This is a genomic window from Marinobacter sp. 1-3A, from assembly GCF_016597775.1.
Classification (GTDB): domain Bacteria; phylum Pseudomonadota; class Gammaproteobacteria; order Pseudomonadales; family Oleiphilaceae; genus Marinobacter; species Marinobacter xiaoshiensis.
Map to the genome: position 1 here is coordinate 523,944 of NZ_VCGZ01000001.1, position 15,116 is coordinate 539,059.

Annotated in this window: 12 protein-coding genes; 3 read left to right on the plus strand and 9 right to left on the minus strand. The window is 53.9% G+C overall.

Translation table 11 applies throughout. The features are described from left to right. The first annotated feature begins 43 nt into the window (after positions 1–43). A complete protein-coding gene (locus FE848_RS02330) occupies positions 44–808 on the plus strand; it encodes a CsiV family protein (protein WP_200201110.1) in 765 nt (254 codons plus the stop codon). Here FE848_RS02330 and FE848_RS02335 read toward each other — a convergent pair. Genes FE848_RS02335 through FE848_RS02355 form a run of 5 tightly spaced genes read right to left on the minus strand, consistent with a single transcriptional unit; the run spans position 783 to position 5,093 of the window. Next, entirely contained in the window at positions 783–1,565 is a 783-nt protein-coding gene (locus FE848_RS02335; RefSeq protein WP_200201111.1) for an S-methyl-5'-thioinosine phosphorylase, read from the minus strand. The genes FE848_RS02330 and FE848_RS02335 overlap by 26 nt on opposite strands. Continuing rightward, positions 1,565–2,860, minus strand: coding sequence for a mechanosensitive ion channel family protein (locus FE848_RS02340; protein WP_200201112.1), 1,296 nt, complete (start codon positions 2,858–2,860; stop codon positions 1,565–1,567). The genes FE848_RS02335 and FE848_RS02340 overlap by 1 nt, the downstream gene beginning before the upstream one ends. 33 nt (positions 2,861–2,893) lie before the next feature. Then, a complete protein-coding gene (locus tag FE848_RS02345; protein WP_200201113.1) occupies positions 2,894–3,394 on the minus strand; it encodes a L,D-transpeptidase in 501 nt (166 codons plus the stop codon). A 55-nt stretch (positions 3,395–3,449) separates the two neighbouring features. Continuing rightward, a complete protein-coding gene (locus FE848_RS02350) occupies positions 3,450–4,127 on the minus strand; it encodes a TetR/AcrR family transcriptional regulator (protein ID WP_200201114.1) in 678 nt (225 codons plus the stop codon). Between the two features lie 60 nt (positions 4,128–4,187). Further along, positions 4,188–5,093: a hypothetical protein gene (locus tag FE848_RS02355; protein ID WP_200201115.1), complete on the minus strand. Its 906-nt coding sequence runs from the start codon at positions 5,091–5,093 to the stop codon at positions 4,188–4,190. 209 nt (positions 5,094–5,302) lie between these two features. Here FE848_RS02355 and FE848_RS02360 point away from each other — a divergent pair, with 209 nt between their 5' ends. Continuing rightward, positions 5,303–5,923, plus strand: coding sequence for a riboflavin synthase subunit alpha (locus tag FE848_RS02360; protein WP_200201116.1), 621 nt, complete (start codon positions 5,303–5,305; stop codon positions 5,921–5,923). Between the two features lie 10 nt (positions 5,924–5,933). Here the strand turns inward: FE848_RS02360 and FE848_RS02365 are convergent, their stop codons facing one another. The 4 genes from FE848_RS02365 to FE848_RS02380 form a co-directional block, all read right to left on the minus strand. Further along, positions 5,934–7,079, minus strand: a complete 1,146-nt coding sequence (locus tag FE848_RS02365) for a class I SAM-dependent methyltransferase (RefSeq protein WP_200201117.1) — start codon at positions 7,077–7,079, stop codon at positions 5,934–5,936. Positions 7,080–7,271: 192 nt separating this feature from the next. Further along, the gene (locus FE848_RS02370) at positions 7,272–8,336 is read right to left on the minus strand and encodes a class I SAM-dependent methyltransferase (protein ID WP_200201118.1); all 1,065 of its coding nucleotides are present in this window, start codon (positions 8,334–8,336) and stop codon (positions 7,272–7,274) included. Positions 8,337–8,366: 30 nt separating this feature from the next. Beyond that, positions 8,367–9,047 (minus strand): carbonate dehydratase, encoded by a 681-nt coding sequence (gene can, locus FE848_RS02375; RefSeq protein WP_200201119.1) that lies wholly within the window; start codon positions 9,045–9,047, stop codon positions 8,367–8,369. Positions 9,048–9,149: 102 nt separating this feature from the next. Continuing rightward, positions 9,150–14,021 (minus strand): NAD-glutamate dehydrogenase, encoded by a 4,872-nt coding sequence (locus FE848_RS02380; RefSeq protein WP_200201120.1) that lies wholly within the window; start codon positions 14,019–14,021, stop codon positions 9,150–9,152. A gap of 130 nt (positions 14,022–14,151) precedes the next feature. Here FE848_RS02380 and FE848_RS02385 point away from each other — a divergent pair, with 130 nt between their 5' ends. After that, positions 14,152–15,114, plus strand: coding sequence for an AAA family ATPase (locus FE848_RS02385; RefSeq protein ID WP_200201121.1), 963 nt, complete (start codon positions 14,152–14,154; stop codon positions 15,112–15,114). Positions 15,115–15,116 lie beyond the last annotated feature (2 nt).

Sequence of the window (15,116 nt, forward strand, 5' to 3'; positions counted from 1 at the left end):
TATTGCCTGGATACACAGGCTTGAACAAAACTGGAGCATTCTCTTGCAGACTGATGGTAACCGCTTGTGCCGGCTTTGGGCACACACACTACTGACGGCCGTTCTGGCAGCCACTTCACTGGCAAGCCATGCCCAGCAAACGCCCAATGACTATTACCGGGCCGAGTTTGTGATTCTGGAACGCATCATCGAACCAGATGCAGTAAATGAGCACATGGCAACACGCAAAGTAGATGCTCCGGTGGATACCACTGAAACCCTTTACAGTGTGGGCTCTGGCGGTGCTGCCACCTCCTCTCTTAAACTCGTTAGTCGCAACGAGCTGCACCTGGGAAATGCAGCAAACCGGCTTGAAAGAAGCGGGCGTTATCGCGTGCTCATGTCAGCCGGCTGGTACGAAGCTTTCCCGCCAGATTATAAAGGCAAGCCGTTGCGCGTTGAGATAGGAGACTGGCTGGCACAGGCCAGCCAGAGAGCCATTGAAGGGCATATTACCATCGACAGGCAGCGCTACTTGCACGTTGCCGTTCACCTGAACCATTGGCAGCAAGGGAAGATTGCCACCCCTGCAGCCGAAGCGGTCAGAACAGACGAAGCCAAACGCGAAAACAAACTGCCTGAGGGAGCGGAAAGCGGCGCTACAACTGTTGCTTCCGGCACAAGCCTCGCACTTCAGCCTGACGTACCGCTGGAACTGCTTACCTGGATTCGTGAAACCCGCAGAATGCGAAGCGAGGAAATCCACTTTCTGGATTCCCCCACCATCGGCGTTCTGGTGTTCTTCAAGAAGATTGAGGCAACACCTTAAGCTTACCGAGGCCGGCCATCGAGACTTCAAGAATGCGTCTGACGCCAGACATTCCCTGATCGATGGCCGCTTCAATCTCGGCCATGGTAATAATCTGCTCTGTCTTCCCGGCAGCCCAGTTAACCACCAGGCCCAGGCACACATAGCGCATGCCCAGCTCAGCGGCCAACGCGGCTTCAGGCATACCGGTCATTCCAACCAGATCACACCCATCCCGCTCCATGCGCCGTATTTCAGCGGCTGTTTCCAGCCTTGGGCCCTGGGTTGCACCATAAACACCAAAGCCGGCAAACGGCACACCGTGCACCTTTGCCGCTTGCATCATTATGTTCCGGGCTTCCTGATCGTATGGCCAGGTGAAGTCGATGTGAGTTACCTGCTCCAGATCACCCTCAAAAAAGGTCCCTGCCCTGCCCCAGGTGTAATCAATAATCTGGTCAGGGATGACCACACAGGCAGGCCCCATATCCGGATGTATACCCCCGACCGCGTTTACGCCGATAACCGTGCGCACACCCGCATCGTATAGTGCCTTTATATTGGCCCGGTAGTTCACTTGATGGGGCGGTATCCTGTGAGGGTTACCGTGTCTGGACAAAAATACCACCGGCTGACCATCAAGGTGCCCGTCAGTCAGCACAGATGAAGGTGACCCCCAAGGCGTCTCAAGCGTGCGTGTTCCGGTGATTTCCAGGCCCGAAAGAGTTGTCAGGCCTGTACCACCAATAATACCGACTACTCCACCACCGTCAGACATCAGTCTCCATCTCCTGCATCAAGGGATTGCTCGCCCACATCACCAGCCTGAGTATCGTTGCGGCGGCTGCGATCGCGCTTGCTACGTTTGCGTGTGTTTTGCGAGATGCTATGGGCATTGGTGGTATCTTCAGGATGTTCGTCACCTGGCTCATCACTTTCACTTTTTCTGTCCTGGTCTATGCCACGCTGCGCAGGCAAACGGTCATCGCCAAAATGTATTGTCTGTGTCGGGAAGGCTACCTGGCCACCATGGCTCTCGATAACGTCACTGATTTTCAGGAGCACATCCTGTTTAACTTCGTGAAAACGAACCCACTGGGTGGTTTTGGTGAAGGCGTAAATCATGATATCCAGGGATGAATGACTAAACGCCAGAAAATTCACAATCAATGTTTGCGTACTATCAATGTCTTCATGCTTTTCAAGCATCGAGCGGATATCCGAAACGATGGTCGCCATTTGGCTGACATCGGCATAGCGGATGCCAATGGTCTCGGAGATACGCCGATTGGTCATTCGGGAGGGGTTTTCTACAGCTATGGTCGTAAACGTCGCATTGGGAACATACAGAGGCCGCTTATCGAAGGTTCGAATCGTAGTGACCCTCCAACCGATTTGCTCCACGGTACCTTCTATTTTGCGATCGGGAGAGCGTATCCAGTCCCCAACCTTGAACGGCCGGTCCAGGTGAACAACGAATCCCCCGAAAAAGTTCGCCAGTAGATCCTTGGCGGCAAAACCAACCGCGATACCACCAACGCCACCAAACGCCAGCACACCCGAAAGGCTATAACCCAATGACTGCAAGCTTATCAGCACCGCCGTAATGATGACGACGGCTCTCGAAAGCTTACTAATGGCGTTAACCGTAGTGTAATCCATAGGCTTTTTCATTTTTACCGGAGAGACAACTATATTCTCCAGCTCTTTGATCATTCTGAGCAGAGCCCAAACAAAGATGAAAATGAAGCCGACTTGCAGCAAGATCGCGTTGGCCTTGAATATTTCGGCCGATGAATAATGATGGGCCACCTCGGCAGCCCAGTAGATCCCTTGCAACCACACAAATGCTACTACGGGTGCACGAGTGGCATGAAGCAAGGCATCATCCCAGATGTTATTGGTTTTGGAGAATTTCGCTTCCAGAGCTCCAATAATATGGCTGGCAATATAGGCGATCGTCGCCGTACCGAACACCAGCGCAAACACCACAATGGCTACACGCCATGCCTCAGACAGGACCCCAAAGTTCGCAATCCAGCCATTCAGCGTGGACATCATTTCTCCGATCATCAGAATCCTCTAATCAGTCTTGTTAATCCGGGTTCAGCGGATAGTAACTGGCATACCCGCATGGGCATAGCCAAACAGTTCAATGACATCTGCATTGCGCATACGAATACAGCCATGGGACAAGGCCAGCCCCATGGGTTCTGTATCAGGAGTACCATGTATGTAGATAAAGCGGCGAAAGGTATCAACACCGGCCCCACGATTTTTGCCAAGCTCCAGCCCACAAAGCCAGAGAATACGGCTCAGTATCCAATCTCTGGTAGGGTGCGCAGCCGCCAGTTCGGCGCTGTAGATTTCCCCGGTAGGCCGGCGGGCACGGAAAACGGTATCTGGAGGCAACCCGGCACCAATCATGGCGCGTATGTAGTGCTCGCCCCTGGGGGTACAACCGCTACCATCCCGCTCACCCGCACCATTAAGGGCAGTAGACACCGGGTAACAGGCGATGGCGACACCGCGCTCATCACGCAGCGTAAGGATCTGGTCGTCCAGGCAGATGTCAATCGAACAGGCACGGCGGTTGTGGTGGTTCACAACGGTATTGGCTCCTTCTGGAATTCAGAGGGAAGCCTACCCGAGAGGGTGCAACTCAGGCAACCGGGATCTTGTTTTCAGCCCGAGGAGTCAGCAGGGTATCCTGGGCTTGCATGCCGGCGGCAAGGAAGGGTACCAGGCGCGCAGCGATTTCCTGAACCGTAGTGTCCACACCCAGCTTGTTGCGCAAAATATCCTGCAGGGCGTCGCTGCTGGACATGGTAAAGGCCGTTGCTCCCAGCATAAACTGAATGCGCCAGTATCGATCTACCGCGGAAAGCTGCGGTGTTGCTTCTTTCAAAAGCCGCATGAAACGGCTGAAGGGCTCACTGTATTCCTGCTCCAGGAATTTGCGCAAATGCCCTTGCGACTGAGTGTAGGCCAGCCCAAGCAGACGCATAAAGATCGAAATGCCCTTTTCGTTGCGCTGAGGCATGCGTACAGCACTTTCTGTGAGGGCCCACAGGGTCTGATTAAGGGTTGGTGGCTGGCCTGCGCAACGCGCTTCAAGCTCATCAAATGCCTTTTCAAGCGTTGCAGAAAAGGGGGTAAGAAAGCGACCAAAGACCGCATGTATAAGTGCGTTTTTGGAGCCAAAGTGGTAATTAACAGCAGCAAGGTTTACTTTCGCCTTGCTGGTAATCATGCGCAGCGACGTTTCTGAAAATCCACGCTCAGCGAACAGCTCTTCTGCAGCATCCAGAATTCGGTCAACAGTATCTGACTGGGCCATTTTGTTTTCAGTGCCTCTAGCAAACGTCTGTTTGAAACATACGTTTGAAGCACATTCATGTCAAGTTCTGTCCTCGGGCTGCGCCACGGCTGCCTGCCAGCCTTCGTCAATTGCTTCCTGGTTACCCTCAAAAAAAGCAGCCTGAACCCGGCTATACGCCTTCTCCGCTTCAAGCAGATAAATCAGATAGAGCCTCACATGCTCACGCCGGGACAAGGCACGAGGTAGCGCCTTCTGTTCCGACAAACGCAAAAGACTACTGAACCGTGTGTTTTTCAGAGCGGGGTTATAGTCTGCCATGCGGGCACACTGCCAGATCAACCCCTCTTTACCTTCAAGATGCTCTGCGTGCTTTCGCGCATCACGCATCAGGCGCTGACGCTTGAGCAGCAAATCCAGGTAGGAAGGCGCAGAGGTATAAACACGACGAACCACTGGAATTCCCAGCAGCACAATAATAACGAAGGCGCCAAATCCGCCGCCCGCAACCCACGCAGGCACAAAACCTGTCAGTCCACTGAGAAACACAATTGCTGCCACCAGCGCACTGAACACCCACAAATCCCGGCTCCGGCGCGCCGTCGCAACGCTGAAATTATCCGGCCAATCATTCATCGCCAGTAACTCAAAATCCATCAGCAGTACGCGATCACACTGGCGCAGCATCAACCTCAACTTTCGCTGGCGGGATTCTGCCAGCACCTGCTCCGTTTGCTTTGGAGATTCAGTGGAATCGCCCGGCTCCTGGTCTGCTTGCACCCCACTTTTACGAATGCCGTCTTTTGCCGCCTCCCCGGATGCCCCCTCACTGATGTTTTTAGCCTCAGCGGCAAGATCTTGCGGGTTGTTCTGGTTTGCAACCAGCGCAGCCTTCTCTGGCACAGGATCAGCCGCACGCCCAGGCCGTAATACAGCGCCTTGAGCCGTTCCCGTTCGCGCTTCTGCAGCGGTCTGATTCTGAGCCATAGCAATTAATCCAATGTGTTAAAGAGCCTCCCTGGAGCGGCAGGTCTTATTAGAGGGTATCGACATTGTGGCTCATATCTTGAGCCCGGCAGTTGGCACGCACCTGTCAAGCTTACGCATCCGGCCAGAAATCTGAAGCTTGGCAACAGCAACCTCGGTCGTTATCCTTCCCCTCCTATGCCGCACTCCGCTCCCCAATGAGGTCTGCTATGTTCACAGGTATTGTTCAAGGTATTGCTGTTGTGGAAGACGTTACCGCAGCAACCGGGCTAAGCACCTTCGCTATCCGCTTGCCGGATAACAGCACAGAAGGGGTCACCATTGGTGCCTCTGTCGCAATTAACGGCACCTGTCTCACAGTTACCAAACAAACCGGAAACACGCTGTTTTTTGATGCCATGCAGGAAACTCTCAGGCTGACAACGCTCGGCAACCTGGCGCCAGGGCAATCGGTTAATTTTGAACGGGCAGCGCGTATCGGGGATGAGATCGGGGGCCACCTGCTTTCGGGGCACATACATACAGCAGCCAAAGTTGTTGAGATTCTGCGGCCGGAAAACAATGTAACCCTATGGTTTGAAGTTCCGACTCAATGGGCGCGCTACATTTTCCCGAAAGGCTATATCGCCATCAACGGCGCCAGCCTGACCATTGGCGAGGTAGACGGCAATCGGTTCAACGTTCACCTGATACCTGAAACCCTACGGGCCACAACCTTTGGTGACATAGAAGAAGGCATGACGGTCAATATCGAGATCGACAGCCAGACACAAACCATCGTGGATACGCTGGCGCGCCTGGGTTATGACCGACCAGCTTCACCCCGGTAAAGCCTTAGGCTCAACCACGCCAAGCTTCGAAGACAACAAATTTGGGGTTGGCATCGAGTTGCCGCACTTGCGAAAAGTATCGGCGCAAACTTTTGTGGTAACCCAGGTGCCGATTCCCCACCATAGTCAAACGGCCAGTATCAGACAGATTCTGCGCCGCCTGCTCAAACAACCTCAAGGCGATATGGTCACCCACCACGCCGCCTTCATGAAACGGCGGATTCAGCAGGATTCGATCAAATAACCCCTGCTCGCCGCTAATGCCATCCGCGTGCAGGAATGATGCCTTGGCATCAGGATATGCAGTCTCTACATTGCTGCGAGCACTCAATACGGCCTGGCTGGATACATCACTGAACGTCATCTGAATATCCGCCCGAACAGCCAGCCCACTCAGCCCGAGAACGCCGTTACCACAGGCAAGATCCAGCACGCGGGCACCGGGGTGACAGAACTCAAGAGCGGGCTTCAGATGGGGCAGCAGCAGCCGAGTACCTATATCCAGCTTCTCCCGGGCGAATACGGCTGGCATGGCATTAGCGCGAACGCCGGGAATATCCGCCAGGTCGTACCCTTTCCAGGTTCCAGGCCAGTTATCCAGCCTTGCCTCACCTTGGCGACAGGTTATCAACCGGGCTTTCTTTACTGCCCGGCTGACTTTCTCAACATTCACCGTTCTGGCAAAAACATCCACACTACGATCCGGAAGGTGCTTGATCATACCGGCCGCCAGTATGACCCCACCCTGCTTGAGCGCACCATTAGCCCAGCGCAACAACCAATCCAGATAGTCGGTTTCACGGGGAATCTTCAGCAGAATCAGGTCATAGGTACCAGCAGGCGGCTGCAACCAGCTGAAAACATGTTCTGGAGCGGTACAAGCGGGATTCAAGGTTGCATTCAACGCCAGTGCAGGGCCCAGCTGAGCGCTATCAGCAACGACAGCCGGCGAAAATGGAGACAAGCCCAGGGTCAAGGCACCGTATTGATCATCAACCACCAGAACCTGCGAATCAGGCGCGATTGCCAAATGCCCAAACGCCTCCTGTAGCAGCAACTCGTCGGCAGAGCTCCAGGCTCGCAGGCTCGGATCATCCGTGCCAGGGCGATTGAGGGTGAGGCTACCACCGGAAAAATCCAGCACAGCGGTTGTCATATCAGGCATCCAGAGGGAATTCGCGGAAAGCACGCCATTTTAGGCTGATTACTCTAGAAAATAACCCTATTGTTCGTTTTGTTCACTTTTAGGAAGGCTTTCATCACGAAGGTTGTTCTTAAACACATTCTCGGTTAGCTCCGTTTTGTTTGGAAGCGAACCCTTTGCCCCTCACCCCAGGGGCTTTTTTCGTTATTGCCCCCGAAAAGCCCGGTAAACGGTGAAACGCCCGTCTTCGCGCAAACGCTCAACGCGGCCTATATATCGCTTTATCAGCGGTTCGTAGGGCAGAAAACTGTTTGCCACCAATCGTAATTCGCCCCCCGGCTGTAAATGCCGCTTCACGTCCTGAAGAAACTGCTCTGTCATGGAGGTGTCGGTTTTTACACCGGTATGGAAGGGAGGGTTGCTGATAACCCCGGGCCAGAGGCCGTCAATGCCGACCAGGCCGTCAGAAGCGACAATGCTGCCCTCGGCGCGGTTGCGTTGGTAGGTTTCCCTTGCACAGATAACCGCCTGAGACTGGACATCCACGCCATCGATACTGGCCACAGGGGCTTGCTTTGCTGCTTGCCAGGCTTGAATCCAGGTACCAATAACACCCGCACCACAGGCAAAGTCGAGCAGCCTGTCTGCCTGCATGGGCTGTTCTGCCAGAGTCTCCAGCAGCATGCGTGTTCCCTTGTCGAGGCCATCCTGACTGAATATCCCGGGTAACCCGGCAACGTCAATGGAGATTCCTGAACATTCAACGGTGCTCCAGCTCAACCAGTCCTGAACCCGGAACCCGGGAAGCGGCTCAATCGAATCTGCACACCAGACCTGGCAATGGCGCGCGCTGTCTGCCTTTGATGCTTGAGGCGCAACCGCTTTCAGCTGCTTAATGGCGCCTGCGATGCCTTCTTTTTTCTCCCCAATCAGTATCAAGCGTGCACTGTTTGCCGCCAGAGCGCGGGCCAGCTCAAGGCGCATTTCCAACTCGGCACGGGCTTTCGGCAAAAACACCACAACGCTGTCATAGCTGTTGTCAGCCAGCGCTGGATCGTCATAACCAAAGGCAGCCTGCCAGCCATCATGGCGCTCCAGTGTGCGGAAAACACCCGCGTGCTCGCTCATGGCAAGGCCGTTAAAGGGGAGTGCTGGCAGTAAGTGTGCCGATGAGACACCTAACAACGCCAGCCGGCCGGATAACAAGTGCTGGTTTTTAAGCAGCGCCTGGTGGGAATTAGGTAAGCCGGAGCCGGTTATACTTTGCATGAATTGGGTGATGCCGTTTTCCGATGAATACTAGACTTTTTTCTGGCGACCGGAGCGCACAGGGCGCAATACCAGCTCATCCAGACTGCTCTGTTTGATCTGTTCCCAGTCCTGAGCCCCGGAAACGGATAAACCCATATCCCGAAGTATGCCGTCTGCCAAATCGTATACGAAGCCGTGGATGTTCAGCCGTTGGCCCCGCTTCCAGGCTTCCTGAACGATGCTGTTCTGGCAAACATGCCCTACCTGCTCAATAACGTTCAACTCACACAGCCGATCAGCCTGGTCGTTTTCGTTGTCACACGCATTGAGTATGGCTTGATGGTGATCCCGCACATCCTGCACATGCCTTAGCCAATTACTGATGAGCCCAAACCCTTCGTTGCGCAGGGCAGTCTTGATACCGCCACAGCCGTAGTGGCCAACCACGAGTACGTGCTTGACCTTCAACACTTCTATGGCGAACTGCAAAACTGACAGGCAGTTGAAATCAGTGTGAACCACCACGTTAGCCACGTTCCGGTGCACAAAAAGCTCACCTGGAGGCATGTCGACAATCTGGTTGGCCGGTACCCGGCTATCGGCGCAGCCAATCCACAAGTATTCCGGCGCCTGCTGATTCGACAAACGATGAAAAAACTCCGGATCATTGGCTCTGATGGCGTCAGCCCAGGCCCGGTTTTTTTCAAGAAGATGATCAAGCTGGCCCATTCGCAGACTCCATGTGGTGATTCCCGGTCGTGATTGAACGGGAATCACGGCTTTAACGCAACACTCAGTTTGTCTGCATCATGTCCGGTGGCCTTTTTTGAACTAGCTCTCGCTCTGAGATTGGTGCAGCGTACTCTGCGCCAGGTCCAGTAATTCGCGCAGTGCTACAGAGAACATGGCGTACTCTGGCTCCCGCACGCCCTTGAGTTCTTGCAGCATGGATTTCCAGCGCTCAATCAGTGACTCATGCCGCTCCAGCCAGGCATCTACGCAAGCAGGCAACTCCTCGGGCTTTGCAATCAGACGAAGTACGCCCGTGGTCAATGCACGCTGCTGCCAGTCCATATCTTCGCGGAAGCTTTCCCTCGCCAACGCCTGCCAGTGGGATCCTGGTTTAAGGTTTGCAATAGCTTTGGCAAACCAGTTCAGGTCGAGCCTGTCCCCCAATTCATAGTAGAGGTTGGCGACGGTTTTAAGCGGCATACCGGTGGTTTCCTGAGCCTCGATAATGCCAAGTGATGAATACAGGTAACTGGTACCAGACAGCACAGATGCCAGCTCCGCCGGCACCCCTTCACTTATGAGTGCCTCGTTACGTTTTGCCCACTCGCTACTGGCAGACTCGCCCAAATACTCAGGCAAGCCGGAGGTGATCGCCCAGACACTGTCTGCGAAGCGCTCCATGTGACTCTGAATGCTCAATTCCGCGCGGCGATTCCGCAACAACCAGCGCACAGAACGGCGCATCAAGCGCATCAGATCCTGCATCAGCTTCATCTGAAGCTGAGCCGGAATGTGAAAATCGAGCGCTTCAATCTTGTCCCACCAGTTATCAATCCGGAAAACATCCCGGCTGATCAGCCAGGCCAGTGCAATGGAGGCGGCGTCTGCCCCAGTGGATTGATTCAGCCGTTCCACAAACGTAATGCCCATGTGGTTGACCATATCGTTGGCAATCTGTGTGGCAATAATTTCCCGGCGCAGTTGGTGTTCACCCAACTCCTTGGAGAAATTCTGGTTCATATCCCGGGGAAAAACCTTGTACATTTCACGGGCAAGCAAGGGGTTATCTGGCAGGCTGCTGTCGATCAACGTCTGCTTCAGATCGCCTTTCACATAGGAAATAAGAACCGACAGTTCGGGCCGGGTCAGCCCTTTATTTTTCAGTTTGCGCTCAGACAGCGTGTCGTCATCAGGCAGGAACTCCAGACTCCGGTTTAGCTTGCCTTCGCTTTCAAAGGTGTTCATCAGCCTGCGGTATTCTTCAAGGCGCGTGGCTGCGTCCTCGTTGGCAATACTGATGGCCTGGGTTTGCCGGTAGTTGTTCTTTAGAACCAGCGCGGTCACATCGTCTGTCATCTCTTCCAGCATGACATTGCGCTGTTTAAACGTGAGGTCTCCCATTGCCACGACACGATTTAGAAGGATCTTCATGTTAACTTCGTGGTCTGAGCAATCGACCCCGCCAGAGTTATCAATGAAGTCTGTATTCAACCGCCCGCCGGTCAAAGCATAGTCAATACGCCCAAGCTGGGTCATACCCAGATTGCCGCCCTCACCTATAATCTTGCAGCGTACATTTCCACCGTTGATGCGCACGCCATCGTTACCCTTATCACCCACATCACTATGAGATTCCGTGCTGCCCTTGATATAGGTGCCGATACCACCTACCCAAAGCAAATCAACTCGGGCCTTCAGAATATGGGAAATCAACATATTCGGCGGCACGCGGTCTGAATTGATGTCCAGTAGCTTCTTGATTTCCGGGCTTATCGCGATGGATTTTGCATTCCGATTAAATACACCCCCGCCTTTGGAAATCAGTTTGGTGTCGTAATCCGTCCAGGCCGAGCGCGGCATCTCGAACAGCCGCTTGCGCTCTTTGTAGCTCTTGGCTGCATCGGGTGTCGGATCCACGAAAATGTGAATGTGGTTAAACGCGGCCACCAGGCGGGTTTTCTCAGAGTTCAACATGCCGTTGCCAAACACATCTCCGGCCATGTCGCCAATACCAATGGCGGTAAACTCATCCTCCGCCGGATTAATGCCCAGCTCGCGGAAGTGGCGTTCAACAGACACCCAGGCGCCCCGCGCCGTAATGCCCATCTTCTTGTGGTCATAGCCATTGCTGCCACCGGAGGCGAAGGCATCTGCCATCCAGAAGTTGTATTCCGCCGCCAGGCCATTCGCGATATCAGAGAATGTAGCCGTGCCTTTATCTGCAGCAACAACCAGGTAGTGATCATCCGAATCGTGGCGAACCACTCGCGCGGGTGGCTGGATCTTGGCATCGATCAGGTTGTCGGTAATATCGAGCAAGCCACGGATGAACGTTTTGTAGGCTGCGATGCCTTCGGCTTGAAATGCCTCGCGGTCGGAAGAATCCGGCAAGCGCTTGGCAACAAAGCCGCCCTTGGCGCCCACTGGCACAATGACAGCGTTCTTTACTTGCTGAGCCTTCACCAAGCCAAGAACTTCCGTACGGTAATCCTCAAAGCGATCTGACCAACGCAAACCGCCGCGGGCAACCTTGCCCCCACGCAGGTGAACCCCCTCAACACGGGGCGAGTACACGAATATCTCGTACACAGGCACCGGCAGCGGCATGTCTGAAATTCCGGAAGGATTAAACTTCACACTGATATAGGGCTTGGGCTGACCGGCTTCATCCAGTTGATAGTAGTTGGTACGAAGCGTGGCCTGCATCAGTTCAAGGTAAAGACGGAGCACTCGGTCTTCGCTGAGGTTATCCACCTCTTCCAGTCCGGCGTTGAATTCAATTTCCAGCTTCTGCTGAGCCGCCTTGCACTTGACCTCACTCTGGAAGCGATCCGGATTGAACCGTACCTCAAAGTACTCCAGTAGAGTCCGGGTGAGTTCGACGTGGTTCACCAGGGTGTTGGAAATAAAAGTCTGACTATTGGAGAAACGGATCTGCCGCATGTAGCGCGCATAAGTGCGCAACAGGGCAATTTCCCGCCAGCTCATGTACGACGACACGAGCATGCGGTTGAACGCATCATTCTCCGCTTCGCCATACCACACCCGATGGAACAGCTCCTCGAAGATGGGCCTTATTCGGTGAATATCCACCGCCTTACCACTGTGGGCAGAGAGGGTGAAATCATGAATCCAAACGGTTTTGCTATTCCGATCGGTCACTTCAAACGGGTGCTCACCCAGAACACGGAAACCCAGGTTATCGAAAATGGGCATCACATCAGACAGAGGCAGAGGCTGGTCTGGATAGAACAACTTGAAGTGCAAGGTGCTTTCATCTTCTTCCAGAGCCCGGTAAAAGCTCATTGTAAGATCATTACCGGTGGAAGCTGCCGATATATGCTCAAGGTCTATCGCGGCGCGACGCGGCGAAAACATGTCGGTATAGCTCGCTGGAAACCCGCCCGCCCACAGCCGGTGCAGCTCATTACCTTCTTCTTCCCCAAAGGTTTCACTGAGGGCACCGGAAAGACCATCACGCCAGGATTGGGCTAATTCGATAACCTTTTCCCGAACCTCTGCCAACGGCAATTTGCGATTTTCAACCTGAGGCACACGAATGGTGAACTGCACGCGGGCCAGCACAGACTCGGAAAAATGCGTCACAAACTCAATATCATGAGCGCCAAGCTGATCAAGCAGTACCTGCTCCACTTTCAAACGAAGTTCAGTGTTGTAAATATCCCGGGGGAAAAACGCGAGGCAGGTAACAAACTGGCCGTATACATCTTCACGCATAAACAGCTCAATGCGATGGCGCTCCTGTATGTACAGGATGTTCTTTGCCACGAGCAGCAGTTCATCTTCGGCGATCTGGAACAGTTCGTCTCGGGGATAGAGAGTGAGAATCTGCTCAAGTTCTTTACCCGCGTAATCTGCCCTCAGGAACCCGGAACCTTTCATCACGCTTTGAAACTTGCGCTTGAGCAGCGGAATTTCATCTGGCCGCTCGTTGTATGCGCGAGATGTGTAAAGACCAAGGAACCGGCGTTCGCCAACCACCTCGCCCTTCTTGTTGAATTTCTTTACGGCGATATAGTCCGGATAGGCGGGGCGGTGAACCCGTGATCGCTGGGCCGATTTTGCGAAAATAAAAATATCGTCAGCTCGCGTCATTTCGTGGCGCGTGCGCTGAGGCAGCTCGTCAAGACGAACCTGTTCTGGGCGCTCGTTATTTACACGGAGAATGCCAAGTTCGGAGTTTTCAACCCTGCGGACCACCAGACCGGACTTTTCCTTGGCAAAGTCATACTCGTCGTAGCCAAGAAACGTAAAATGATCGCTTATCAGCCATTTCAGGAAGGCTTGCGCTTCTTCCTTTTGCTCGCTGCTAATGACTGCAGTGGTGTTATCCAGCTCTGTAATAATCTGGTTGACCTTATCGGTAACAACCGGGAAATCCGAAACGGCAATACTCACTTCGTGGAGCACCGCTTGCAGAGCCTGCTCCAGATCTTTCAGGTCTTCCGGATTGCTGTGTCGGGCAATTTCCAAAACGATGAGCGCTTCATAACCAGAACCCGCACCGGTTTTCTTGATCGCCAGCAAGTTTTCAAGTTTCCCTGCCTTGTCTCGCTCCAGATTAAGAATGGAATGCTGAATGGAATGGGTGGCAATTTCCCGCTGGTTGATGGCAATGCGCAAGGAGTCAATCAGGAACGGTATATTAGGATGCAAAATAAACACAACGGTATGCGTAGATTGCCAGCCGTCGCTTTCCAGATCCGGATTGAAGACAGCTACAGGCGCTTCTTCTGCACCACGCTTCTGCATAAACTGCCAAGCGGCCATTGCAGCGCCGTAAGTGTCTGAGAGTCGCCGCTCAAGAAGTTCTTCCAGAGGAATATGGGCGTAATGCTGCTTTACAAATTCGCTGATTTTCTTGGCTTCGGCTTTGGCAAGTTTCCTGGAAAACTCTTCAGCCAAAAGTTCGAAAAACTGATCTTTGCTTGCCACTGTCAGCGCATTCATGGGCGACCTCAGATAGTGTGAAATAAACGTAATAGGGATATCGTGAGATAAGCATAGTCAAACCCTTGATTTTTGCCGGTCAGACACCAAAACTGCGGCAACTACTTACGCACGAGAGCAATCACTTCCTATGTCGTTACAGCATACGTTCGGTGAACTACGGGCACAGTTAGCCAAAAGGATCATAGGCCAGGAAAAGCTGGTCGACCGTCTTCTTATTGCATTGCTTGCCGATGGGCACCTTCTGGTAGAGGGTGCTCCGGGGCTGGCAAAAACCACTGCGATAAAAGCCCTGGCAGACCATCTCACGGGAGATTTCCACCGCATTCAGTTCACCCCGGATTTGTTGCCATCAGATGTAACCGGCAGCGAGATTTACCGGGCAGAAACCGGGTTGTTCGAATTCCAGCGCGGGCCAATTTTCCACAACCTGGTACTGGCAGACGAAATCAACCGGGCACCGGCAAAAGTTCAGTCTGCCCTGCTTGAGGCCATGGGCGAGCGCCAGGTCAGTGTGGGCATGCGCACCTTCCCTCTGGACCGCCTGTTCATGGTGATGGCGACCCAGAACCCCATCGAGCAGGAAGGCACTTACCCCTTGCCAGAGGCCCAGCTTGATCGCTTTTTGATGCACGTGGTGATCGGGTACCCGTCGGCACAGGCCGAGCAAGCCATTCTTCATCTGGCCAGAAATGATTACAAACAGGGCCAGGCCGCCGCAGAAGTTCGACTGACCGCAGACCAGGTTTTCGAAGCCCGCGCTGAGGTTGCCGACATCTACATGGCTGAACCGGTTGAGCAGTACCTTCTTGCTTTAGTGCTCGCCACCAGAGACCCAGGCGTTCTGGGCGCGGAACTGGCCCGTTGGACAGCATTTGGCGCCAGCCCCCGGGGCACTATTGCACTCGACCGCTGCTCCCGAGCCATTGCGTGGCTCAACGGCAGGGATTACGTAACACCCGACGATATTCGAGCGGTTGCCTTCGATGTGCTCCGGCACCGAATCCTGCTGACCTTTGAAGCCGAGGCGGAAGGCGTAACGGCAGACACAGTGATACAGCGCCTGATTGACCGCGTACCCGTGAGCGCCTGAGG

What these genes read in the sequence shown, in the direction of transcription:
- FE848_RS02385 (WP_200201121.1), top strand. Translation starts at nt 14,152, where the DNA reads ATGTCGTTACAGCATACGTTCGGTGAACTACGGGCACAGTTAGCCAAA.
- FE848_RS02335 (WP_200201111.1), bottom strand. Translation starts at nt 1,565, where the DNA reads ATGTCTGACGGTGGTGGAGTAGTCGGTATTATTGGTGGTACAGGCCTG.
- FE848_RS02340 (WP_200201112.1), bottom strand. Translation starts at nt 2,860, where the DNA reads ATGATCGGAGAAATGATGTCCACGCTGAATGGCTGGATTGCGAACTTT.
- FE848_RS02380 (WP_200201120.1), bottom strand. Translation starts at nt 14,021, where the DNA reads ATGAATGCGCTGACAGTGGCAAGCAAAGATCAGTTTTTCGAACTTTTG.
- can (WP_200201119.1), bottom strand. Translation starts at nt 9,047, where the DNA reads ATGGGCCAGCTTGATCATCTTCTTGAAAAAAACCGGGCCTGGGCTGAC.
- FE848_RS02370 (WP_200201118.1), bottom strand. Translation starts at nt 8,336, where the DNA reads ATGCAAAGTATAACCGGCTCCGGCTTACCTAATTCCCACCAGGCGCTG.
- FE848_RS02355 (WP_200201115.1), bottom strand. Translation starts at nt 5,093, where the DNA reads ATGGCTCAGAATCAGACCGCTGCAGAAGCGCGAACGGGAACGGCTCAA.
- FE848_RS02365 (WP_200201117.1), bottom strand. Translation starts at nt 7,079, where the DNA reads ATGACAACCGCTGTGCTGGATTTTTCCGGTGGTAGCCTCACCCTCAAT.
- FE848_RS02350 (WP_200201114.1), bottom strand. Translation starts at nt 4,127, where the DNA reads ATGGCCCAGTCAGATACTGTTGACCGAATTCTGGATGCTGCAGAAGAG.
- FE848_RS02360 (WP_200201116.1), top strand. Translation starts at nt 5,303, where the DNA reads ATGTTCACAGGTATTGTTCAAGGTATTGCTGTTGTGGAAGACGTTACC.